This is a genomic window from Niveispirillum sp. FG148 (assembly GCF_057809655.1).
In genome coordinates this window covers 33,888-57,117 of the sequence record NZ_JBMDKJ010000025.1, presented here as the reverse complement: position 1 = coordinate 57,117, position 23,230 = coordinate 33,888, and the positions used below count along the sequence as shown (strand labels likewise).

Annotated in this window: 21 protein-coding genes and 1 tRNA gene; 12 read left to right on the top strand and 10 right to left on the bottom strand. The window is 64.6% G+C overall.

The genetic code is table 11. The features are described from left to right. Positions 1–40: 40 nt before the first annotated feature. From ACODTW_RS21475 to ACODTW_RS21465, 3 genes are all read left to right on the top strand, one after another. Positions 41–1,366, top strand: coding sequence for an amidohydrolase (locus tag ACODTW_RS21475; RefSeq protein ID WP_488948128.1), 1,326 nt, complete (start codon positions 41–43; stop codon positions 1,364–1,366). Between the two features lie 14 nt (positions 1,367–1,380). Further along, positions 1,381–2,715, top strand: a complete 1,335-nt coding sequence (locus ACODTW_RS21470) for an amidohydrolase (RefSeq protein ID WP_488948127.1) — start codon at positions 1,381–1,383, stop codon at positions 2,713–2,715. Positions 2,716–2,811: 96 nt separating this feature from the next. Then, positions 2,812–4,512, top strand: coding sequence for an ABC transporter permease (locus tag ACODTW_RS21465; RefSeq protein ID WP_488948126.1), 1,701 nt, complete (start codon positions 2,812–2,814; stop codon positions 4,510–4,512). 51 nt (positions 4,513–4,563) lie between these two features. Here the strand turns inward: ACODTW_RS21465 and ACODTW_RS21460 are convergent, their stop codons facing one another. After that, a complete protein-coding gene (locus tag ACODTW_RS21460; protein WP_488948125.1) occupies positions 4,564–5,127 on the bottom strand; it encodes an invasion associated locus B family protein in 564 nt (187 codons plus the stop codon). A 252-nt stretch (positions 5,128–5,379) separates the two neighbouring features. On the opposite strand from ACODTW_RS21460, the gene ACODTW_RS21455 reads away from it, so the two are divergent. Together ACODTW_RS21455 and ACODTW_RS21450 are read left to right on the top strand one after the other, a co-directional pair. Continuing rightward, positions 5,380–5,955, top strand: a complete 576-nt coding sequence (locus ACODTW_RS21455; protein WP_488948124.1) for a sigma-70 family RNA polymerase sigma factor — start codon at positions 5,380–5,382, stop codon at positions 5,953–5,955. After that, complete coding sequence (locus ACODTW_RS21450; RefSeq protein WP_488948123.1) at positions 5,952–6,614, top strand: ChrR family anti-sigma-E factor; 663 nt, start codon at positions 5,952–5,954, stop codon at positions 6,612–6,614. The genes ACODTW_RS21455 and ACODTW_RS21450 overlap by 4 nt, the downstream gene beginning before the upstream one ends. Positions 6,615–6,669: 55 nt before the next feature. On the opposite strand, the gene ACODTW_RS21445 is transcribed toward ACODTW_RS21450, so the two are convergent. The 3 genes from ACODTW_RS21445 to murI all read right to left on the bottom strand — a co-directional run bounded on the left by ACODTW_RS21445 (position 6,670) and on the right by murI (position 9,485). Further along, positions 6,670–7,656 (bottom strand): TerC family protein, encoded by a 987-nt coding sequence (locus ACODTW_RS21445; RefSeq protein ID WP_488948122.1) that lies wholly within the window; start codon positions 7,654–7,656, stop codon positions 6,670–6,672. Positions 7,657–7,791: 135 nt separating this feature from the next. After that, complete coding sequence (locus ACODTW_RS21440; protein ID WP_488948121.1) at positions 7,792–8,556, bottom strand: glycosyltransferase family 2 protein; 765 nt, start codon at positions 8,554–8,556, stop codon at positions 7,792–7,794. 89 nt (positions 8,557–8,645) lie between these two features. Further along, the gene (murI, locus tag ACODTW_RS21435) at positions 8,646–9,485 is read right to left on the bottom strand and encodes a glutamate racemase (protein ID WP_488948120.1); all 840 of its coding nucleotides are present in this window, start codon (positions 9,483–9,485) and stop codon (positions 8,646–8,648) included. Between the two features lie 155 nt (positions 9,486–9,640). Between murI and ACODTW_RS21430 the strand changes: the two genes are divergently transcribed. Next, on the top strand, positions 9,641–10,177 hold the full coding sequence (locus tag ACODTW_RS21430; RefSeq protein WP_488948119.1) for a hypothetical protein: 537 nt from the start codon (positions 9,641–9,643) through the stop codon (positions 10,175–10,177). Positions 10,178–10,257: 80 nt separating this feature from the next. Here the strand turns inward: ACODTW_RS21430 and ACODTW_RS21425 are convergent, their stop codons facing one another. Continuing rightward, positions 10,258–11,325, bottom strand: a complete 1,068-nt coding sequence (locus ACODTW_RS21425) for a translation initiation factor eIF-2B alpha/beta/delta subunit family protein (RefSeq protein ID WP_488948118.1) — start codon at positions 11,323–11,325, stop codon at positions 10,258–10,260. A gap of 286 nt (positions 11,326–11,611) precedes the next feature. Here ACODTW_RS21425 and ACODTW_RS21420 point away from each other — a divergent pair, with 286 nt between their 5' ends. Further along, positions 11,612–12,703 carry a GNAT family N-acetyltransferase gene (locus tag ACODTW_RS21420; protein WP_488948117.1) on the top strand — a complete coding sequence of 364 codons (1,092 nt, stop codon included), beginning with the start codon at positions 11,612–11,614 and terminating at the stop codon, positions 12,701–12,703. Between the two features lie 9 nt (positions 12,704–12,712). Here ACODTW_RS21420 and ACODTW_RS21415 read toward each other — a convergent pair whose 3' ends face one another. The 4 genes from ACODTW_RS21415 to ACODTW_RS21400 all read right to left on the bottom strand — a co-directional run bounded on the left by ACODTW_RS21415 (position 12,713) and on the right by ACODTW_RS21400 (position 18,538). Then, a complete protein-coding gene (locus ACODTW_RS21415) occupies positions 12,713–14,377 on the bottom strand; it encodes a methyl-accepting chemotaxis protein (protein ID WP_488948116.1) in 1,665 nt (554 codons plus the stop codon). Between the two features lie 295 nt (positions 14,378–14,672). Continuing rightward, the gene (gene infC, locus ACODTW_RS21410; RefSeq protein ID WP_488948157.1) at positions 14,673–15,212 is read right to left on the bottom strand and encodes a translation initiation factor IF-3; all 540 of its coding nucleotides are present in this window, start codon (positions 15,210–15,212) and stop codon (positions 14,673–14,675) included. A 158-nt stretch (positions 15,213–15,370) separates the two neighbouring features. Continuing rightward, positions 15,371–17,362, bottom strand: coding sequence for a threonine--tRNA ligase (gene thrS, locus ACODTW_RS21405; protein ID WP_488948115.1), 1,992 nt, complete (start codon positions 17,360–17,362; stop codon positions 15,371–15,373). A gap of 159 nt (positions 17,363–17,521) precedes the next feature. Next, a complete protein-coding gene (locus ACODTW_RS21400; protein ID WP_488948114.1) occupies positions 17,522–18,538 on the bottom strand; it encodes a porin in 1,017 nt (338 codons plus the stop codon). A 125-nt stretch (positions 18,539–18,663) separates the two neighbouring features. Between ACODTW_RS21400 and ACODTW_RS21395 the strand changes: the two genes are divergently transcribed. The 5 genes from ACODTW_RS21395 (at position 18,664) to ACODTW_RS21375 (ending at position 21,528) form a co-directional block, all read left to right on the top strand. Beyond that, a complete protein-coding gene (locus tag ACODTW_RS21395; RefSeq protein WP_488948113.1) occupies positions 18,664–19,356 on the top strand; it encodes a YggS family pyridoxal phosphate-dependent enzyme in 693 nt (230 codons plus the stop codon). Further along, on the top strand, positions 19,349–19,951 hold the full coding sequence (locus tag ACODTW_RS21390) for a DUF4269 domain-containing protein (RefSeq protein ID WP_488948112.1): 603 nt from the start codon (positions 19,349–19,351) through the stop codon (positions 19,949–19,951). The genes ACODTW_RS21395 and ACODTW_RS21390 overlap by 8 nt, the downstream gene beginning before the upstream one ends. Before the next feature lie 55 nt (positions 19,952–20,006). Then, positions 20,007–20,097: transfer RNA gene (locus ACODTW_RS21385), tRNA-Ser, on the top strand. A 199-nt stretch (positions 20,098–20,296) separates the two neighbouring features. Continuing rightward, positions 20,297–21,013, top strand: a complete 717-nt coding sequence (locus ACODTW_RS21380; protein WP_488948111.1) for a hypothetical protein — start codon at positions 20,297–20,299, stop codon at positions 21,011–21,013. Further along, positions 21,010–21,528 carry a type II toxin-antitoxin system VapC family toxin gene (locus ACODTW_RS21375; RefSeq protein ID WP_488948110.1) on the top strand — a complete coding sequence of 173 codons (519 nt, stop codon included), beginning with the start codon at positions 21,010–21,012 and terminating at the stop codon, positions 21,526–21,528. The genes ACODTW_RS21380 and ACODTW_RS21375 overlap by 4 nt, the downstream gene beginning before the upstream one ends. Before the next feature lie 126 nt (positions 21,529–21,654). Here ACODTW_RS21375 and rmuC read toward each other — a convergent pair whose 3' ends face one another. Then, a complete protein-coding gene (rmuC, locus tag ACODTW_RS21370) occupies positions 21,655–23,142 on the bottom strand; it encodes a DNA recombination protein RmuC (protein WP_488948109.1) in 1,488 nt (495 codons plus the stop codon). Positions 23,143–23,230 lie beyond the last annotated feature (88 nt).

Genomic DNA, 23,230 nt, shown 5'->3' with positions numbered 1-23,230 from the left:
CGGTTGCCCGCTGGCCGCACAGGGGGGCCGGGGGGCCAGCATGAACATGAAGAAGATCGGCGCGTCGGCTTTGGCGCTTGCGGCCCTGTTGCTGGGCGGAACCGCGATGGGAACAGCGGCCGATGCGCCCGCCATCCCGGCTTTCATCAAGCCGGATGCCAAGGCACTGGAGGCGAAGATCATCGCCTGGCGCCGCGACATCCACCAGCATCCCGAACTGGGCAACAGGGAGACGCGGACGGCCAAGCTGGTCGCCGACCACCTGAAAAAGCTGGGAATCGAAGTGCAGACAGGCGTCGCCCATACGGGCGTCGTCGGGGTGCTGCGGGGGGCCCTGCCCGGTCCCGTGGTGGCCCTGCGCGCCGATATGGATGCCCTGCCCGTGACGGAACGGGTCGACCTGCCCTTCGCATCAAAGGTCAGGACGACCTATAATGGCAAGGAAGTGGGGGTCATGCATGCCTGCGGGCACGACACCCATGTCGCCATCCTGATGGGCGTGGCCGAACTGCTGGCCAAGCGGAGGGGCGAGTTGCGCGGCACGGTGAAGTTCATCTTCCAGCCGGCCGAGGAAGGGGCGCCCGACGGCGAGGAAGGCGGCGCCGAACTGATGGTCAAACAGGGCGTGCTGAGCACCGACCCGAAACCGGAAGCCATTTTCGGCCTGCATGTCGGGTCCGACGCCCATGCCGGCTTCGTGTCCTACCGTCCCGGTCCCGCCATGGCGGCGTCCGACAGTTTCAAGATCGTGGTCAAGGGGCGGCAGACCCACGGGGCCTATCCCTGGGCCGGAACCGACCCCATCGTCACCGCCGCCCAGATCGTCAGCGGCCTGCAAACCATCGTCAGCCGCAATGTCGAGCTGATCAAGGAACCGGCCGTCGTGTCAGTGGGCGCGCTCAACAGCGGCGTGCGCGACAATATCATTCCCGACCAGGCGGAGATGATCGGCACCATCCGCACCTTCGACCCGGCCATGCGCGAACAGATCCATGTCCGGATCAAGGAGATTGCCACGGGCATCGCCGCCAGCGCCGGCGCCACGGCCGACGTGACGATCGACAAGGGCTATCCCGTCAGCGTCAACAATCCCGGCCTGACCGCCTGGGCCGTGCCCGTGCTGGAGCAGGTGGCCGGCAAGGAGAAGGTCAGCCTGGCGCCCAAGGCCGGTGCCGCGGAGGATTTCAGCTTCTATCAGCAGCAGATCCCCGGCTTCTTCTATTATATCGGGGTCACCGATGCCGACGTGCCGGTGGACAAGGCGCCATCCAACCATTCACCGCTGTTCAAGGTGGATGAAAGCGGCCTGGTGACCGGGGCCGAATCCATGGCCGCGCTGACCGTGGCCTATCTGAACTCCCACTGACCGGAGAAGCGACGATGGCCAAGATGATGAAGAACGCTATCCGGGGCACCCTGACGGCGCTGGTCGCCCTGTCCAGCCTGATGCCCGCGGTCCAGGCAGCGGAACCGCAGGCCACGGTCCCGGCCTATGTGAAGGCCGATATCCAGGCCCTGACGCCCAAGATCATCGCCTGGCGCCGCGACATCCACCAGAACCCGGAACTGGGCAACCGGGAGACGCGCACAGCCAAGCTGGTGGCCGATCATCTGAAGAAGCTGGGGATCGAGGTGCAGACAGGCGTCGCCCATACGGGCGTGGTCGGCATCCTGAGGGGCGGCAAGCCCGGTCCCGTCGTCGCGCTGCGCGCCGACATGGACGCCCTGCCCGTCACCGAGCAGGTGGACCTGCCCTTCGCGTCCAAGGTGAAGACCACCTATAACGGTCAGAATGTCGGCGTCATGCATGCCTGCGGCCATGACGGGCATGTCGCCATCCTGATGGGCGTGGCGGAGCTGCTGGCCAAACACCGGGCGGACCTGCCCGGCACCGTGAAATTCATCTTCCAGCCCGCTGAGGAAGGCGCGCCGGAGGGGGAAGAAGGCGGCGCCGAACTGATGGTGAAGCAAGGGGTGCTTTCCGCTGATCCCAAGCCCCAGGCCATTTTCGGCCTGCATCTGGGCTCGGCCTACCATGTCGGCACCGTCGCCTATCGTCCCGGTCCGGCCATGGCCGCCGCCGATATGTTCAAGATCGTGGTCAAGGGCCGCCAGGGCCATGGCGGCCGCCCCTGGACCAGCGTCGATCCGCTGGTCACCTCTGCCCAGATCCTGATGGGCCTGCAGACCATCGTCAGCCGCAATGTCGAACTGATCAAGGAACCGGCCGTGGTGACGGTCGGCGCCTTGCAGGGCGGGGTGCGCAACAACATCATCCCCGACAAGGCGGAAATGATCGGCACCATCCGCAGCTTCGACGCCGGCATGCGCGACCAGATCCATGCCCGGATCAAGGAAGTGGCTGAAAACATCGCCGCCAGTGCCGGGGCCACGGCGGAGGTGACGATCGACAAGGGATATCCCGTCACCGACAATGACCGCGACCTGACCGCCTGGGCCGTGCCCGTGCTGGAACAGGTGATGGGCAAGGACCACATCACCCTGGGGTCGAAATCCACCGGGGCAGAGGATTTCAGCTTTTATCAGCAGCAGATCCCCGGCTTCTTCTTCTGGGTCGGCGCCACGGAGCCATCGGTATCGCTGGACAAGGTGCCGTCCAACCATTCCCCCCTGTTCAAGGTGGATGAAGGCAGCCTGAGCATCGGCGCGGAAACGCTGGCATCCGTCACCCTGGCCTGGCTGGGCAGCCACTGATCCGGGCAGCGTCCCCCGCCCCCGGCATGGCACCGATGGCGTGCCTGCGGCCTTAAGGTGATTGCGAGCGGTTCGCAGGGATGGGAAAGTGTGGGCATGAGCGACCATGCCCTTACCCCCCCTGCCCCGCTTCCGGCCCTGAAATCCGCATGGCGGCGCTTCCTGCCCAACGGCTGGACCCTGTCCGTGCTGCTGATCGCGGCCCTGGTGGCGCTGCCGGTGCTGATTGTGGGCAGCCGTGTCTTTGTGTCCAGCAACGGGGTCTGGTCGCATCTGGCCTCCACCGTGCTGGGCACCTATATCGCCAATACCGTCTGGCTGGCCGGCGGGGTCGGTCTGGGCGTCACCATCATTGGTGTGGGTACGGCCTGGCTGGTGACCATGTGTCGGTTCCCGGGCCAGCGCTGGCTGGAATGGGCGCTGCTGCTGCCCATGGCCATGCCGGCCTATGTCATGGCCTACACCTATACCGACCTGTTGCAGTTCGTGGGCCCGGTCCAGACGACCCTGCGCGACCTGTTCGGCTGGCGTCGGGCAGACTACTGGTTCCCGGAAATCCGGTCGCTGGGCGGGGCCATCACGGTCCTGTCCTTCGTTCTCTACCCCTACGTCTATCTGCTGGCCCGCGCCGCCTTTCTGGAACAGTCGGTCTGCGTGCTGGAAGTGGCGCGCACCCTGGGCGCCGGGCCCTGGCGCAGCTTTGCCCGCGTGGCCCTGCCGCTGGCCCGGCCCGCCGTGGCCGCCGGTCTGGCGCTGGCCATGATGGAGGTGCTGGCCGATTTCGGGACCGTGCAATATTTCGCCGTGGACACCTTCACCACCGGCATCTACCGCACCTGGTTTGCGCTGGGGGAGCCGGTGGCGGCCGCGCAACTGGCATCCGTGCTGCTGATGTTTGTGCTGGTGCTGGTGGTGCTGGAACGGCGCAGCCGGGGCAAGGCCCGCTATTTCCATTCCACGGGCCGTTACCGCGTCCTGCCCAGCTACCAGCTGAAAGGCCTGCGCGCCGCCGGCGCCTGGATCGCCTGCGTCACGCCGCTGCTGCTGGGCTTCGTCATCCCCATCGGCATACTGGCCCGGCTGGCCGTGGATGGCGGCGATCATCTGTTCGGCGCCAGCTTCTGGGAACTGGCGCGACATTCCTTCACGCTGGCCGGCCTGACCTCCGTCCTGGCCGTGGCCCTGGCCTGCCTGGTCGCCTATGGCCTGCGCCTGCATCCCACCCGCACCCTGAAAGGGTCGGCGCGCGTGGCCGCCCTGGGCTATGCGGTACCGGGAAGCGTCATCGCGGTCGGCATCCTGATCCCCGCCGCGCGCGTGGACAATGCCGTTGACGGTTTCATGCGCCTGCATTTCGACCTGTCCACGGGCCTGGTCCTGTCAGGCACCATTGCCGCCATCATCTATGCCTATCTGGTCCGCTTCCTGGCCGTATCGTTCAACACGGTGGAGGCCAGCCTGTCCAAGATCCGCCCGACCATGGATCAGGCCGCCCGCATCCTGGGTCAGACGCCGGGCCGTACCCTGTTGAAGGTGCATACGCCGATCATGCGCGGCAGCCTGCTGACGGCGGCCCTGCTGGTCTTTGTCGATGTGATGAAGGAACTGCCGGCGACCATGATCGTGCGGCCGTTCAATTTCGACACGCTGGCCGTCCGCGTCTACACCCTGGCCAGCGATGAACGGCTGGCGGAGGCCAGCACGCCGGCACTGGCCATTGTTGCCGTGGGCATCCTGCCCGTCATCCTGCTGTCCCGCGCCATCGCCAAAAGCCGGCCGGGGAGCGAGGGGCAATAGAGCCCCGTTATACCCATTCCCGATGATCGGTTCCGATCATCGGGACAGGTATTACTGCGTCACAGGCTGCAATTGCCGCAGCCGTTCCTCACACGCCGAACCGATGGCCTGATAGGCGCCGCCGCTGCCGGCCAGGCTGAACGTGTCGGTGGTGCGGCTGCCGCGCAGGCTGGTGCCGCGGATGACCAGGGTGGAGCCCTGGCGCAGCGACTGGGCAATGGCCCTGTCCGTCGCCTCGTCCCGGGCCCAGGCCTGTTCCCCCTCACTGAACAGCTTGAAGCTCTGCTTGCCGATCTGGACCTGCACCTCGCTGCGGTCGGCGAACGGATAGCCGGCGATGAAATTCACCACATCGAAGCTGCGTTCCGCCGGGCGGTGGGTGATCAGCAGGAAGACATCGCCACGCTTGGTGAAATCGCCTTCCTGCTTCTTGGGCCGCGACACCATCCAGCAGACAGGCCCGGACGCCTCGTCCAGCATGAAGGCGTTCCAGTCGCGGAAGATGCCGATCAGCTTCGGTTCCTGCGGGGCCGCCAGCGCAGGCCCGGACAGCAGCACCAGGGCCGGAAGGGCCAGGGCCGTCAGCCGGATCATCTGCCAGAGCGGGTTTCGCATGGGGCCTTGCCGGTTCATCTGTTGCCACGATTACCCCTTCCCCTTTAACCGAAATGGCCGGGCAAACGAAGTCCCAAAAAAATCGCACCCTTGCCGGTGATCCGATCCGCCCCATCATTCGTACTGGTTGGCATGGGACAGAGTGGCCTCTATAGTCCGAGGGCAATCGGAAAGGTGCGGCGCGGCCAGCAGGCCGGCGCCGGTGCCGTTCTTGTTACCCAAAGGATACCGCCCCCGGACATGACCGCGGAGATGGCTGACACCGCCGAGGTCGACCGGCTGAACGGATTGTTGCTGCGCGTGGCGCGGCAGCGCGACCGTCAGGCGTTCGTCACCCTGTTCCATCATTTCGCCCCGCGCCTGAAATCATTCCTGCTGCGTGCGGGGATGGATGCCGGCGCGGCGGAGGAGACCATCCAGGATGTGATGGTCACCGTCTGGCAACGGGCCGAGCAGTTCGACCCCACGCTGGCGGCGGCCGGCACCTGGATTTACGCCATCGCCCGCAACCGGCGCATCGACCGGCTGCGGCGTGACCGGCGTCCCAGCTTCGACCCCGACGACCCGGCCCTGGTGCCGGACGAAGCGGACGGGGCCGAAGAGATGATCATGGTGGAAGAAAGGGCGGCTTTGTTGCACCGGGCGATCCGGGAACTGCCGGCCGAACAGGCGGATTTGTTGAGGATGGCCTATTTCGAGGACAAGGCGCACAGCGCCATCGCCGCCGAACGGCGCCTGCCCCTGGGCACGGTGAAATCCCGCCTGCGCCTGGCGCTCGCCCGGTTGCGCAAGGCCATGGACGGCGACAGGCTGGGAGAGCCGGCATGACAAGCTATCATCCCCATCACCACCCCGATAACGACCTGCTGCTGGCCTATGCCGCCGGTACGCTGAACGAAGGCGTGTCGCTGGTGCTGGCCACCCATCTGGCCCTGTGCCCCCAATGCCGGGCAGAGGTGGCGCGCCTGGAAGAGGTGGGGGGCGCCCTGCTGACGGGCGGTGACACGGCCGCCATCAGCGAGGATCTGCTGTCCGGCGTGCTGGCCCGGCTGGATAATCCGGTTCCCGCCATCCCGCGCAGGCGGCCGCGCACGGCGCCCGGCCCGCGCCCCGTGATGCCGGAACCGCTGCGATCCTATCTCGGCGGCGATCTGGACCGTGTGCGCTGGCGCCGCACCATTCCCGGCCTGCAGGAGGCCGATATCGCCTGTCGCGGCGGGTCGGTGCGGATGATGCGCATCCGGTCGGGCATGGGCATGCCCCAGCACACCCACGGCGGCGATGAATTCACCCTGGTGCTGCAGGGCGGCTTCTCCGATGCGGGCGGCCATTATCTGCGTGGTGATTTCGCCGCCACCGACCCCAGCGTCGACCATCGGCCTGTGGCTGATGATGACGGCGATTGCATCTGCCTGGCCTTCACCGATGCGCCCCTGCGCCTGACGGGCCGCTTCATGCGCTGGCTGAACCCGCTGCTGCGCGGGTGAGGAAGCATCAAACGCAGGGCCCGCCGATCCTTACGGATCGGCGGGCCTTTCTGCGTCAGGCAACCGTCTGCTGCCCACGCGTCTTGTAGAGCGAGTAGAGCACGCCCGTGGCCAGCAGGCCGAAGGTCACGGACAGGGAGATGGCGGGGTCCAGCTTGCCATAGACCTGGTTCCAGAAGATCTTGCCGCCGATGAACACCAGCACCACGGCCAGCGCATATTTCAGGTAATGGAAGCGATGGACCATGGCGGCCAGCGCGAAGTAAAGCGCGCGCAGGCCCAGGATGGCGAAGATGTTGCTGGTATAGACGATGAACGGGTCGGTGGTGATGGCGAAGATCGCCGGCACGCTGTCCACCGCAAACACGATATCGGCGAATTCCACCATCAGCAGCGCCAGGAACAGGGGCGTGGCCCAGCGCACAACCCGGCCCGTCTTGGGATCGGGCGCCTTCACGAAGAAGGCATTGCCATGCAGCCCATCCGTGACGCGCAGATGACGGCGCAGGAAGCGGACCATGGCATTGTCGTCCAGCTTCTTGTCATCCTTGTCGGCGATGAACAGCATCTTCAGGCCGGTCAGGATCAGGAAGCCGCCGAAGATATAAAGCAGCCAGTCAAATTCGGTGACCAGGGCCGCACCGGCGCCGATCATGATGCCGCGCAGGATGATGACGCCCAGGATGCCCCAGAACAGCACGCGGTGCTGATACAGGCGGGGAATGGCGAAATAGCCGAAGATCAGGGAGATGACGAAGACATTGTCCATCGCCAGCGCCTTTTCCAAGGCGAAGCCGGTGAAATACTGCATGCCCGGCACAGGACCCAGATACCACCAGACCCAGCCGCCGAAAGCTGCGGCAATGGCGATGTAAAGGGCGGAGAGGACCAGGCTCTCCTTCACCCCGATCTCGTGGTCCTTCTTGTTCAGGACACCCAGATCGAAGACGAGAAGGGCGATGACAATGGAAATGAAAACAAGCCAGAGCCAGAGGGCCTTGCCCAGAACCGGCTCGAGCATGATCGCGGTGAGCAGCTCCATGGGAGCGCCTCCTGGTGACCAGTCGAGTGCTTGCGTCAGCGACGAGGGTTCTATCCGACATCACAGCCGACGCCTCGGCTGCCAGAGGGGCCCGGATGCGCCAGATGTAGGGTGGCGGCAGCGCCGTTCAAGGGGCTATTTTTTCATTTCCCGTACTTTCGCCACGCGGGCGAAGCGGAAGAAGGCGATGATGGCGGCCAGTTCCAACCCATAGAGCCCGAACACCCAATAGCCCTTCAGGAAGAAATAGCGGAACAGGTTGATCGGGAATTCAGTGATGGAACGCAGGGCGCCGTACCGCTTCGCCTTTCCCCTGGCCACGATCTCTTCGGCCTGGGCGGTGGAATAGCGGTTCAGCTTGGCGATCAGGTCGGCATGGTTGCGGATGGAATAATGCACGATGATCGAGCGCAGGGCCGACACGGTGCCGCTGTGCATCTGCACCGCGTCATGGGTCGTGCTGTCGGCGAAACGGCCGTGGCGGCGATCGTACAGGCGGATGTAATTGTGCCGGGGCGCGAAACGGTGCGGCCGTTGCTGGTGGGGCAGGGTCATCACCGTCTGGATCCGATAACCCTGGTGCGGTGGCGGGCCGGCGGCGAACAGGGCGCGGATTTCCGCCGCCAGTTCCGGCACCGGCACCTCGTCGGCGTCCAGGTTCAACAGCCAGTCATGGCGGCACTGTGCCTCGGCAAAGCGTTTCTGCGGGCCATAGCCGGGCCAGTCATTGTGGATGACGCGCGCGCCCAGGGACCGGGCCAGTTCCGGTGTGCCGTCGGTGCTGCCGCTATCGACCACCACCACTTCGTCCACCCAGCCGCTGATGGCCTGGATGACGGGCCCGATCCGGTCGGCCTCGTTCAGGCTGATGATGAAGACGGACAGGGGAAGCTTCGTCATGGCGGCCCTATGGGTGGGAACGGCCGGGTCCGGCCCCCTTCACTTATCACAGCAGAATGACGCCATGACCATCGCAGGCCAGCGATCCGTCACCTGACCCGGTCGAACCGTGCCGGCTTGCCGAAGAAGCGGGTGGCCAGATCGGTGACGCGGCCGCTGTCGCCTGTGGTCAGGAAGCCGACATCGCCGCGACCCACCCGGTCGAATTCCGGATGGCGTTGCAGATAGGCGGCGAGGCTTTTGGCCGTCAGATCGGGTTGTGACAGCACCTCCACCCCCGATGGCAGGGCCGCCGTGAACAGGTCGGCCACCAGCGGATAATGGGTACAGCCCAGCATGACCGCCTGCGGCGCCTGACCGTCCAACTGCGTCAGCAGCCCGTCGGCATAGCGGCGGACGGCATCTTCCACCCGCGCCGGCGGGGCATCGGCCTCGATCAGGGGGACCAGGCCGGGGCAGGCCTGCTGCACCACCCGCACCTCCGGCGCGCGGGCCGCGATCTCGCGCGGGTAGGCGCCGCTGTCGACGGTGCGGCTGGTGGCGAAGATGCCGATGGTCCGCGCCTCGCCTGCCTGCCGGCTGGCGGCGACATCGGCCATCCAGGGCACACCCGTCACCGCCTCCACCATGGGCACCAGCACGCCCAGCACGCGCCGGTCGGGCCAGGCCTGGTCCAGCCAGGTCTGCTGCAACCGGCGCAGCGCCACGGCCGACGCCGTGTTGCAGGCCAGGATGACCAGCCCGGCCCCCCGATCGAACAGGCGCGACACGCCGTCCAGGGTCAGTTGATAAATCTCTTCCGGGGTGCGATCGCCATAAGGCGCATCGGCATGGTCGCCCAGATACAGGAAATCATGACCGGGCAGGGACCGGTGCAAGGCACGCAGCACCGTCAAGCCACCATGACCCGAATCGAAAACGCCGATCATTCCCGAACCCACTCCCAGACCCGATTTCCGCTGTTTAGCACGGGTTTGCGGCGATGGCAGGGCATTTCACCTGCGACCGCTTGCCAGCAGGCGTGCGCTGTGCGTAACTCCGCCACCGCACCGGTTTTCATCTCCGTCGGAGAGTTCGTCTGTCCATGTCCGCGCTGATCCGTACGCTGTTCGCCGCCTCGCTGTCGCTGGCTACCCTGCCGGCCCTGGCCGCCACCCAGGACAATAACCGCCCCGTCGGCCCCACCATGGGCGATATCGTCCGTCAGGCCGAACAGCCCGCCCGCCCGGCCGCCGCCCCGGCCCCGCTGCCGCAGAGCAACGCCCCGACCATGGGCGATATCGTCAAGCAGCAGGATGCCCAGGCCAAGGCCGCCCAGGCCGCCGCCCCCGGTTGTTCGCGCCCCAAGCCGCCGGGCACCCTGCCCGATGGTTCCAAGGCGACGGAAGAGGAGATGCGCAAGGCCCAGGTGGCCGTGAAGACCTATGTCACCGAGTCCGAGGCGTTCAACGCCTGCCTGGACAAGCTGGTGAAGGCCACGTCGGCCAAGATCACCGTGCGTGAATATATGGCCCTGATTCAGCAATATGATCTGACGATCACGGCCATGCAGATCTTCGCCGACCGCTTCAACGAACAGCTTCACATCTATCGCGCCAAATCCGCGCCGGCAAAGCCGTAACACCAGGGTTGGACGGGAGGCGACCCGGTTGATCGGCCGGGTCACCCGGATATGGCGCAGAAAGCGGATCGGAATGGCCCTCACGCGTCGTTGGCGGCGGGCAGTTCCTCATCAAACATCGTGTCATGATCGGGGAACCGGTCTGCCAGGGCCGATGGATCGGCAGCGCACAGGCCACGATCGGTAACGAACCCGTCGGTCAGCGTCAGCGGCAATATCTCCCGCCCCGGCGCCATCAGCGCCGTCGGCGTCATGGCCTGCCATTGGATGGCCGACGAGGGCAGGCAGACATGAATGGCCACCCCCGCCTTCCGCGCAACACGCACCAGATCGGGATATCCGGCAGGCACCAGACAGTCGCCGCGGGGTGAAGCGCGCATGGCCGCGACGAACACGCGCTCCACGATTCCGCGCTGGACAAGGTCGGTCGCCCCGGCCAGATCGACGGGACTGTGGGGAATGCCGGCTTCGACCATTTCCCATGCCGCAAGCGGCCCGACGGTAATGACATGCGGCGGCGCCACATCCTCGCCCAGCACACCGCCGGTGGCCAGACGCAGATCAACCTGTTCCTGCGCCAGGAACAGACCGGCCGACGCCGCGCCCCAGCCCACGCCACCCAGCCATCCTGGTTCCGACAGCAGTAATAGGGTCTGCGGTCGACCGCCCCCGCCGCCGGGTCCGATTCGCCGCATCAGTCCCATGGCGTGACGGCCGATGGCCAGATTGGCGGCCAGTTCCTCTGCCGCGATGGCGTCGGCTTCCACATAGCCGCGCTGCGGCCGGTCACCCGGCGGCGTCACGTCGAACACTTCCCGCATGCGGTCCAGAACACCGCGCAGCCGCGGACAGCGCGGGTCGCTGGCCGCCAGGGCGTGCCAAGCGGTCATGATCGGGACCATGTCGGGGTCGCGCCGCGCCGCCAGTGCCAGACCATAGGCCGCAGCCACAGACACCAGACCTGCCCCCTGGACCACGCCGGCCGCGATCGCCGACAGCACCTCTCCCGGGGACGTCAGGCGACGCATCAGGCACTGCGCTGGCAAGGCGGTTTGATCAATGACCTCCACACTCCAGCCATCATCCGCCAGCCAGATGGACTGGTGCCGCATGTAGCGCCATGAAGGTGGGTCTGTCGGCATGGACATCCTGGGATCAGTTCCGGGGCCACCATGGCGTGCCCGTCACATGCGGGTCAAGCCGAACCCGACCTGCGTATCCCAATAGCCTACGCGACATCCGGATGGGTGTGGCCGGATAATCGCGTGACGATCGGCGTGACAGTTTGCCTACTATGAGAAGTTGCAGAGCCGAGTGTAGTGAACCTGCCTTGCATCCTGGGCGTTATCGACCCTGCGAATTCCGTTTGCACCGGCAAACACGGCACCTTGGCGGGTTTCCAGCAACAGTTCCCACTTTCCTGTCCGAATCGATATGAAACTCAGCGTCCAGATCATCAATACGCCCGAGGCCCTGGCAAGGATCAGGGACGGATGGCAGCGGCTGACAATGTCGCAGCCGGAAAATACCCTGGTCTTCACCAGTTGGGATTATGTCCAGGCCTATGTCTCCTGCCTGCAGCCGCCGGGTTGGCTGGTGGTCGCCTTCTTCGAAGAGGGTTCCACCGTTCCCGCCGCGATCTATCCCCTGTCGATCTATAATATCGAACATGCGGGCGGGGTGTCGCGGGCCTGCCGGCCGCTCGGCGTCCCCTATTTCCCCTATGTGGAGTTTCCCGTCCGGGGGGATATCTGTACGCAACTGACGCGAGCCTTGCTGATCGACGTCCTGCGCGATCTGATGAAGGTTGAAATCGTCTTCCTGGGGCCGCTGCGGGCAACGTCGCCCACCTATGTCGGCCTGCTGGAAAGTGTGGAGCCGGGCGCCATGAAGGTGCTGGGCACGGTTTCATATGGCCAGATCGAAACCCGCAGCGAGAGCTTCAGCGATTATCGGCGTGGCCGCAAATACGCCACCGTACGCGATGCGGAGCGCTGCGAACGCCGTCTGGCCGAACTGGGCCGGCTTGAATTCCGATCCCCTGACCGGGGTTGCGATGTCGCCGTCGTCACCCGCGCCATCTGCACCCTGAACGAACAGAAATTCGGAGACCAGCACATTCACGCCGGTCGCGGCGAGTGGAAGGATTTCCTGGTCGATCTGATGGGCCGTCTGGCCCCTTCCGGTGTGCTGGAAGCATCCACGCTGATGCTGGACGATCGGATGATCGCCGGCTGCCTGGGCTTCGTCCACAAGGGCCGCTACTACTACTATATAGTCTCATACGACCCGGCCTATGCCGCGTACTCCCCGTCCAAGGTCTTGCTGGTCGACCTGATCAAGCGCGCTTTCCGGGAGAAGATGACCTTCTGCTTCGGTGGCGGCACCTATGCCTACAAGGAAGACTGGTGCCATAGCTGGGGCGCGGCGCGCGTGCCGGTCATCTTCCTGAATCCGGCGCTGCGACCGTTCCTGGAACCGGCCCTGACGCTGGAACGGCTGGGGGATTTCATCGGCCGTCGATAGGCCGGCCGGTCACGCCGCCGCCAACTTGCCGACAAAACCCTCCACATCACCGCGCAGGGCAGCAGCCTGCCCCGCGACGCCATGCGCCGTTCCGGACAGATGGCACGAGGATTGACCCGTCATTTCAGCAACTTCGCTGATACCCATCAGATCCTGGCGCACATCTTCGGTCCCGACGGCCGCCGCCTGTACATTGCGCGTGATCTCCGCCGTGGCGGCCGATTGCTGCTCCACAGCCGCGGCGATGGCCCCCGTCATCGACCGGATGCGTTCAATGGTGTCGACAATGCCGGTAATGGCAGCCACGGACCCTTGCGTGGCGTTCTGCACCCCACCGACACGTCGACGGATATCCTCCGTCGCCGACGCAGTCTGCGTGGCCAGGGCTTTGACCTCCGACGCGACGATGGCGAATCCGCGCCCAGCCTCTCCCGCCCGTGCGGCCTCGATCGTGGCATTCAGCGCCAGCAGGTTGGTCTGGGCCGCAATCCCGTCGATCAGATCAACGATTTCCCCGATCTGTCCCACAGCCTGGGCCAAGGCGGTGATATCATTGGCCGTGCGTTGCGCGCCCTCCGCCCCCTCCCCCGCCAAGCCGGCGACATGGGCGGACTGACGGCTGATCTCGCGGATACTGGCCACCAGTTCCTCCGTCGCGGCCGCCACCGTCTGTACATTGGCGGAGGTGCGGTTGGAAACCACGGCGGCGTCGGCCGTGCGCTGGGCCGCTGATGTGGCCGCGCTTTGCAGGCTGCCCGCCTGCGCCTGCAACCCGTCGGCATTGCCCGCCAGATCGTTGACAATGGCCTCCATCCGGCCGACGAACTCGGAGACCAGCCGGTCGCGCATGGCCTGGCGCGCCGCCTCGGCGGCCTCCGCCTGTTTCTGTTCGCGCGCCAGGCGATCTGCCCGTTCCATCCCTTCGCGGAAAACGGCCACGGCGCGCGCCATGGCGCCGATCTCGTCTTCCCGCGCCGTATCAGCCAGCGTCACCGTCAGATCATTGGCCGCCAGCCGGTCCATGGCCCCGATCAGGCGGTTGAGGGGAGAGGTGACCCCCCGCAGGGCCACCACCAGCGACAGGGCGATACCGCCCATTGTGCCCACCAGCGCCGTCAGCGAAAGCATCCAGCTGGTCAGCCGCTCCAGCATATGCAGGTCGGCGGTCAGGCCGGCAACCGCCTTCTCCAGCCGGGTAATATACGGATCGGCTTGTTCCGACGCCGTCCTTTCCGCTGCGCGAACCTTCTCCCGGAACAGGGCGTGAGCCTCTGCCACCTTGCCATCCAGCGCCAATGCCCGCACCTCACGCAGGGCCGCGATCACGGGGCCCTGGGCGTTGGCAATGCTGGCGGGGTTGCTGTCCGGCACGGGCGTCTGCAGAGTCCGCATGGTCGCCACAGCCGCCTCCATCGCCTCCAGCCGCTTATCGAAGCGCCCGGTGATGGACGCCCTGCCATCGGCCGGTTCGAAGATCAGGTTCAAGGCATCGCGCTGCAGGGCCCGGCTGACGGAGCGCAACTCGCCCGCGCCCAGTGCTGCGGCGTTTGTCTGATTGAGGGCGTCGGTGGCGGCGTTGACGCGGGCCTTGGACCAGAGTGCGGCGGCTGTAACAGCCAGCGCGACCGCGGACAAGATGGCGACCGGGGCGAGGATCTTCATCGACAGGCGCATGCGTTCCGCTCCCTTGTTGATGAACCACCGGCAAACAACTGGGAATGCCCTGCGGGAGAGGCGTTTATCGACGCCCCTTTCCATGATGCGCAACAGCCGGGAAAGTTCGTGCCGGACAGCATACATCCCGTGAGCGTCAGGAGAAGTCCTCGCCAGATGTGCATAAGGCTAGTTTCATCATTTCCCGGAAATCACCGGACTGGCGACCTTCGTGCAGACAGGGATCGACCATAGAAAAAGGGCCGCACCCGGCGGGTACGGCCCTTTTTCCAGTTGTCGTGAGTCCGGCGGCCGGTCAGCGCGGCGCCAGCACCATGATCATCTGCTTGCCTTCCAGCTTCGGCATCTGTTCGACCTTGCCCAGATCGTCCAGTGCCTCGCGGACCTTGACCAGCACGGCCATGCCGATGTCCTGGTGAGCCATTTCACGGCCACGGAATCGCATGGTCACCTTGACCTTGTCGCCTTCTTCCAGGAAGCGGCGCATGGCCTTCATCTTGATCTCGTAATCATGCTCGTCGATGTTCGGACGCAGCTTGATTTCCTTGACCTCGATGATCTTCTGCTTCTTGCGGGCCTCGTTGGCCTTCTTCTGCGCCTCGTACTTGTACTTGCCATAGTCGAGGATCTTGCAGACGGGCGGATCGGCGTTGGGGCTGACCTCGACAAGGTCAAGCCCGGCCTCTTCCGCGGCGAACAGGGCGTCGCGCAGGCTGACGACACCGACCATCTCACCATTGGCGTCGACCAGGCGGACAGAACGGACATTGATTTCGCGATTGATGCGGGGACCGTCGCGTTGGGGTTCACGGTCCTGGGAGGTGGGCCTGGCTATGGAAACTTCTCCTGTTTTCCTGGGACGGCCACCCCGCGGCTTCGTCTTGCCGGGAAGGGGGTGGCGCGTCCGTTAACGTTTTTTGGGCTTGCACGTTCCGACCCTGGCGGGTCGGAACGCTGGAATAAGACCGACCCTGGCGGGTCGGAACGCCTGGATCAGAATGCTGAATCGGACGAAGCCGCTTCCGCAGGCGGACGGGCTTCTGCCGACAGATTAGCAATGGCGGCGTCCAGGGCAAGGATTTCCTGCGCATTGGAGCCCAGACGACGCACGGCAACGGTGCCTTGCTCCGCCTCGCGGGCACCGACGACCAGCATGACCGGCACCTTCTGGAGCGAATGTTCGCGGACCTTCAGGTTGATCTTCTCGTTCCGGACGTCCAGTTCGACCCGCAGACCCGCCTTGCGCAGGGCCGCCGCCACCTTTTCGGCATAGGCATCGGCATCCGACACGATGGTGGCCACGGTCACCTGGGTGGGTGCCAGCCACAGCGGGAACTTCCCGGCATAATGTTCGATCATCATGCCGATGAAGCGTTCCAGGCTGCCCAGGATGGCCCGGTGCAGCATGACTGGCCGGTGGCGACTGCCATCCTGGCCGATATAGCTGGCATCCAGACGCTCGGGCAGCTGGAAGTCCAGCTGCAGGGTGCCGCACTGCCAGGACCGGCCGATGGCGTCGGTCAGGTGGAATTCCACCTTCGGACCATAGAAGGCGCCCTCACCCGGCAGTTCCTCGAATTCCAGCCCGTTGGCGCGCAGCGCCACGCGCAGGCTTTCCTCCGCCTTGTCCCAGGTGGCGTCGTCGCCCAGACGGTTGTCGGGGCGCAGCGCCAGCTTCACGGCGATCTTGTCGAAGCCCAGATCCTTGTACACGCCCAACTGCAGGGCGAAATATTCCTTCGCCTCCTGGCCGACCTGATCCTCGGTGCAGAAGATATGGGCGTCGTCCTGGGTGAAGTTGCGGACGCGCAGGATACCGTGCAGCGCGCCCGACGGCTCATTGCGGTGGCAATTGCCGAATTCGGCCATGCGCAGCGGCAGGTCGCGATAGCTCTTCAGACCCTGACGGAAGATCTGGACATGGGCGGGGCAGTTCATGGGCTTCACGCCCAGATACTTCTCCACCCCGTCTTCGGTCACGGATTCCCGGACCTTGAACATGTTGTCGCCATACAGGTCCCAGTGACCCGACGCCTTGAACAGGCTGCTGTCATAGAGCTGCGGCGTGCGCACCTCCACATAGCCGGCCGTCATCAGCTTGGCGCGGATATAATTCTCCAGCGTCCGGTACAGCGCCCAGCCCTTGGGGTGCCAGAAGACGGAGCCGACGGCCTCTTCCTGCACATGGAACAGGTCCATCTCGCGGCCCAGCTTGCGATGGTCGCGCTTTTCCGCTTCCTCGATCTGGTGCAGATGCTCGGCCAGTTCCTTTTCGGTCCGCCAGGCGGTGCCGTAGATGCGCTGGAGCATGGCGTTCTTGGCATCGCCGCGCCAATAGGCGCCGGCCACCTTCATCAGCTTGAAGGCATGGCCGACCCGGCCCGTGGTGGGCAGGTGCGGGCCACGGCACAGGTCGTACCACTGGCCCTGGCGATAGATGGTGATCGTCTCGGACGCAGGCAGATCCTCAATGATCTGGGCCTTGTACTTCTCGCCGATCGACTTGAAATGCTCGATGGCTTCCGTCCGGTCCCATTCCTCACGCGTGAAGGGGCGGTTCTCGTCCACGATCTCGTGCATGCGCTTTTCGATCTTCACCAGATCGTCGGGCGTGAACGGAATGTCGCGGGCGAAATCATAATAGAAGCCCGTGGCGATGGCAGGGCCGATCGTCACCTGCGTGCCGGGATAAAGCTCCTGCACCGCCTCGGCCAGGATATGCGCCGCATCGTGGCGGATCAGCTCCAGCGCGTCGGCCTCGCTCTTCTCCGTCACGATCTCCAGACGGCAATCGGCCGTCAGCGGCGTCGCCAGATCCTTCACCACGCCATTGATCTTCACCGCGATGGCGGCCTTGGCGAGGGACTTGGCGATGGAGGCGGCCACATCGGCCCCAGTAGTGCCCTGCGCATAGGTCCGCACGCTGCCATCGGGCAGCGTAATGGAAACCTGGGCGCTGGAAACGGGCACTTCGGCCGAAGACATGGCTTTTCCCCTGACAGGAGTTGCAAAAGGTTGGACGGCGACTTTTGACCGGGCACAGCCATGCGGTCAAGCGCGGTAGATGGGCGAATTTCACATGGAAGGGCAAGTATTTCGCTGGGGAGATGGAAAATCACCATCCTGCCGGGGCCGGACCGACGCTCAGAATCGCGCCTCGGCGCCCAGCGTGCCTGTCCAGCCACGCCGGCCGCCCTCATAGCGCACGGTGTCCAGCGACAGGCTCACATCCTTCCACACGCGCCAGGACAGGCCGGCACCATAGGCATCATAATCGCGGCTGATATCCAGATCGACCGACTGCCACCACAGCGCCAGGCCATAGGGCCCGTTCTCATAGGATCCCATCAGGGTCGTGCTGCTGGCGTCGTCGCCCTTCAGGCGGCCACTGTCGCCATCATCGACAAAGACCACCCCGCCGCTGAACCCGCCATAGGTCAGAAGACCGGCCAGTTTCAGGCTTTCCGTGTCGCCCAGCAGCGGATTGCGGCTGTCGGCCTTCACATAGCCGGCGGCCAGTTCATAGGTGAAGGCCTGCCAGTCACCCTGGTAATTCAGGCCGAATTCCCACAGGTCGCGGTCCAGTGCGCCTGGCGTCTCTCTGGCGATATCCTCCACCACGCTGTCGCGCTTGGCGGCATAGGACACGCCCAGGCGCAGACCCATGACACGCGGCGTCTCATACAGGATCTTGGTGGCATCGTCGCTGTCGCGGCCCAGGAAGGTGACGGGCGGAGCAATGGCCCGGTTCTCCGTCCAGAGCCCGTCCATCTGCCCGCCGGCCAGCAGCGGCAACAGATCGACGGCCCGCTTGGCCGCTCCATCCTCGTCCCCGATGCGCACCCGGCCCCAGGCGGAATTGACGGTGATGAAGACCTCGTTCAAGGTCAGCTGGTCGTTGCGGCCCGGCTGATCGGCACTTTTCTGATAATCGCCCGACCCGACGGTGCCGGTCAGCGACAGGCCCAGGCCGGCATCGGTGGTCAGCTTGCCTTCCCCGGTCACAGCATAGGCGCCCCAGGCATCATGCCCGTCGCCCGATCGGACGATGGCGGCCTGTCCGATCCCACGCCAGTCAAAATCGGTCGTGGCGGCCCCCGCCGGCACAGTAGCCAGCAGCGGCAGCAGGGCGAGGGACAGGCGGAAAACCGAACGGGGCACTTGGTCACCATCCACGGGATTGACGGGGCGGGTGCGAACCGCTTTACGTGCGTGATGGGGCGAAAACAAGGCCGATGGGGCCGCAGCCCCGCCCCGACCCCGATTTTCCAGCCGACAGGCAAGCCATGACCGACCACCCCACCGACGTCGCCGCCAACCTGGCCGAGATCACATCCCGCATCCAGGTCGCCGCCCTTTCCGCCGGCCGCCCTGCCGATGCCGTGCGCCTGATCGCGGTATCGAAGGTGCAGCCCGTGGAGAAACTGGAGGCGGCGCTGGCGGCCGGCCACCGCCTGTTCGGGGAAAATCGGGTGCAGGAGGCAAAGGCTAAGTTCCCGGCCCTGCGCGACCGCTTCCCCGGCATCGAACTGCACCTGGTCGGGCCGTTGCAGACCAACAAGGTGAAGGAGGCCGTGGCCCTGTTCGACGTCATCCAGACGCTGGACCGGCCCAAGCTGGCAGCGGCCCTGGCCGAGGAGAAGGCCAAGCGCGGCCACCTGCCCCGGCTTTATGTGGAAGTGAATGTCGGGGCCGAGCCGCAGAAGGCCGGCATCGCCCCCACCGACCTGGCGGCGTTCCTGGCCGAATGCCGCGACGTGCATGGCCTGACCATCGACGGGCTGATGTGCATCCCGCCGGCCGACGAGGAGCCGGCCCCCCATTTTGCCCTGCTGTCCGATCTGGCCCGCCGTCACGGGTTGAAAGAGGTCTCCATGGGCATGAGCGGGGATTACGAGTTGGCCGCCCGCCTGGGCGCCACCATGGTCCGCGTCGGCACGGCCATTTTCGGGGAACGGCTGAAGCCCGCCCATGGCTGATACCGGCTGCCTGCCCGATTTCAGGGACTGGTCCCGGCTGGCGGGCGGCAGCGCCGACCAGCGCCGCGCCCATGGCGTGCTGACCCGCCACCGGCTTTTCGACCGGCTGGCCGGGTTTGATGCCGGTCTGGCCGGTACCTTCCCCCTGGACATCGCCGTACCGGGATCGGATCTCGACATCCTGGTCCACGCCCCCGATCCCGGCACTTTGGTCCCACACCTGGACAGGGAATTCGGCGGGGAATCGGGCTATGCGTGGCGGCTGGTCGATGTCGCCGACGGGCCCGCCCTGGTGGCCGGCTTCACCGTGGACGGCATGCCGGTGGAAATCTTCGTCCAGGCCGTTCCCGTGGAACGCCAGATGGCCTGGCGCCACATGCGGGTAGAGGCGCGGCTGCTGGCCCTGCACCCGCCGCTGCGCCCGCAAATCAGGGCCCTGAAAGCGGCGGGGATGAAGACGGAACCCGCCTTTTGCCGCCTTCTGGGCCTGGACGGCGATGCCTACGCCGCCCTGCTGACCCTGGAAAATATCGATAATTCAGTACTTTACGACCTTATGGCCGGGTGTGGGTCGGCCATGCGTGAAAATGGGTGATTAAAGTGCTTGCGGGATCGTACCGACCTGATTATGTTCCGCGCCCATCCAGTGCGGAGGGGTGGCCGAGTGGTTGAAGGCGCTCGCCTGGAAAGCGGGTATACGTCAAAAGCGTATCGTGAGTTCGAATCTCATCCCCTCCGCCATTTTCTTGGTGCAAGCTCGTGAAAAATGCTTTGCCCCGGAAAATAGCTATGACATTTGAAATGTCCTGGACCAGCCCTACATCCCAAAGCGACATAATTTCTTGGCTCTGCGCATGAGCTGGAATTTGAGGGGCACTTTCAGGTTCATGAAGATCGTTTCCTGCCGTATAATCTGGCCAGTACGTAAGGAACCAGTTTCATGAAAGCAGAATATCGCTTCTCCATTGACTCCCTTACGCCTGAGACCCTGTCTTTGGGGCGACTGGTCGCTTACCTGACGGAACTGAGTAAGGTATTGGGAGATGAGCCTGGCCTCCATTTCGAGCGGATAGAGGCGGGGAGCGCTGTTCTTTTAGCATGGGCAGACGAGCCCACTCGCCCCAAGATTAATAGCCGTGTTGATCAGGTTCGTACCGGCAATATGCCACTTGATATCCAGCGAGCAAACGCGAAACTGAACGACTTATTACGCCAGGACAATGCTGTCGGCATTCTCACTGGAGGTGACGCCGCTGTGATTGAGTTCCCTGGAAGGAAGATGCTGTTGGCTGCTGCCATCGGACCCCTTCAACAGGTAACTGTAATTGAAGGGCAGCTGGTCCGAATCGGCGGCAAAGATAGGTCTGTGCATTTCCATCTAGCCGATGGAGATCGCGTATGGAGCGGCACCACTAGCCGTCACTTAGCACGGGATATGGCAAGCCACTTGTTCGGTTCTACATTGAGGGTAACTGGCAATGGAAGTTGGACCAGAGCCCCGTCTGGCACCTGGGAACTTGGACGCTTTACTGCTTCCAGCATGGAAGTGCTGGATGATACCCCCCTCCCAGAAGCCTTGGAACGTTTGCGCGCCCTGGGAGGATTTGGTGAAGGGCCAAGTTGGATGGAACTTCGCAATAGCGAGGATGAATCGTGATTGCGCTGGATACCTCTGTCTTCACATATTTGATTAATCCGAACTCGGCCGCTCCCATTGACCCGAACACGGAAAAGCCTGTGGTGGACGCTGCCGGAAAGATCCGTCTGTTGATTTCTGATTTGGCAAGGAGGGGAACGAAGCTCCTTTTGCCGACTCCAGTTCTTGCTGAAGCATTGGTTAATACAGGTGTATCAGCTTCTTCTTATTTGGAGGCGATACGCAAGTTGTCAGTTTTCCGAATTGTAGGCTTCGACGACCGAGCTGCGATTGAGGTTGCTACACTCATGAGCCAGCATTGGAATGGACGTATGAAAGGCATGCGAAATCAAGTAAGCCGGCATCGAATAAAATTTGATTTGCAGATCGTAGCAATTGCCGCTGTAAACAATGCGACGGAGATTTTCTCCGACGATCCTGGTTTAAAGGCTATATCATCAATAGCGAACATCTCATGTAGGGGAATAGCTGATCTTCCATCCCCGCCTGCTGATCTTTTATCCGATCTTGACTGATTATTACGAAATATTGGGATTTCTCATTACCGAAATTCAAATTTGATCAACTCTTCCTGCACCATTTCCTGACTGTGACACAGTCACGCCGGGAAAGGCCGTCAGAACGGCCCACCACTCAACCAATCACATCTCCGTCCCTTCGGGCAGCGGCAAGCGCGGCACTTGGTCCAGTTGCGCCAGTTCCGGCAGCTCGTCCCCCGCGGTGGCCTTCAGGTCCTTGAAGCGGCGGGCCGTGACCATCACCCGGCTTTCCAGTGACGCCACGGCGGCATTGTAGCTGTTGACGGCACCACCCAGCCCCTTGCCCACCTTGGCCATATGGTCGGCCATGGTCGACAGGCGTTCATGCAGTTCGCGGCCCAGCAGGCTGATGGCCTGGGCGTTGCGGGCCAGCGCCTCCTGTCGCCAGCCATAGGAGACGGCGCGCAGCAGGGCGATCAAGGTGGTGGGCGTGGCGGGGATCACCGACTGGTCGATGCCCGCTTCGATCAGGCCGGGGTCCTGTTCCAGGGCGGCAGAGAAAAAATTCTCCCCCGGCAGGAACAGCACGACGAATTCCGGGGCCGGGTCGAACTGCGCCCAATAGCGTTTCTCGCCCAGCGCCTTCATATGGTCACGGATATGCCGGGCGTGGCGGGCCATCTGCGCCTGCCGCGTCTCATCGTCAGGCGCGTGCGTGGCGTCCAGGAACGCCTCCAGCGGGGCCTTGGCATCGACGACGATGCTTTTGCCGCCCGGCAGGCGCACGATCAGGTCGGGACGCAGGCGGTTGCCGTCCGCACCATTGACGCTGGCCTGTTCGTGAAAATCGCAATGGTCCAGCATGCCGGCCATTTCCACGACACGCTTCAACTGGATCTCGCCCCAGCGGCCGCGCGTGGAGGGGCTGCGCAAGGCCTTGACCAGATTGCCCGTCTCCGCCCGCAACTGCCCCTGCCCTTCCATCAGGTGCGCGATCTGGGTCTTCAGTTCGACATAGGCGCCGACGCGCGCCTGTTCGATACCCTGCACCGCCTCTCCGAATTTCGACAGATGCTCGCGGATGGGGGTGACCAGGGCGTCGATGGCGGCCCCGCGCTTTTCCAGATCACCCTTGGCGCTTTCTCCGAATTTTTCGAACTGCGCCTGGGCCAGGGTCAGGAAATCGCGATTATTGGCCGACAGGGCCTCGGCCGACAGCGCCTTGAAGGCATCGGCCAGCCTTGCCTGCGCCTGGTCCAGCAGGGCCAGCTTGTCGGCATGCGCGCGCTGCTCATGATCCAGCGCCGTGCGCGCCTCAGCCAGGGCTGCCTGCAATTCCGCCTGTTCGTCCCGCGCCACGGCCAGCGCCTCCTCCAGCCTTGGCACGCGCACGGCCTGGGTTTCCGCCGCGGCCCGCCGGCCGGATTCGCCCTGCAGCTGCCGGCGCAGATCGGCCAGCAGCCCGTCACGCTGCGCCAGTTCCCCCCGCAGTTCCCCCGCATGGTGCCGATCACGCTCCCGTTCCGCCAGCAAGGCCGTTCGTTCGGCCCGCAGCCCCGCCGTCCCCTGCCGCAGCCACAGGCTGACGATCAGGGCCGCCAGAGCGGCACCGGCCAGGAAGGAGAGCGGGTCGAGCGGCAGGGAGGACAAGGTGACCATACCTTTGAAACGGGAAACCGGACGGATGGTAACGCCGCCACCTCCGCGGAACAAGTCATGAACATAAGCGCATGTCGCT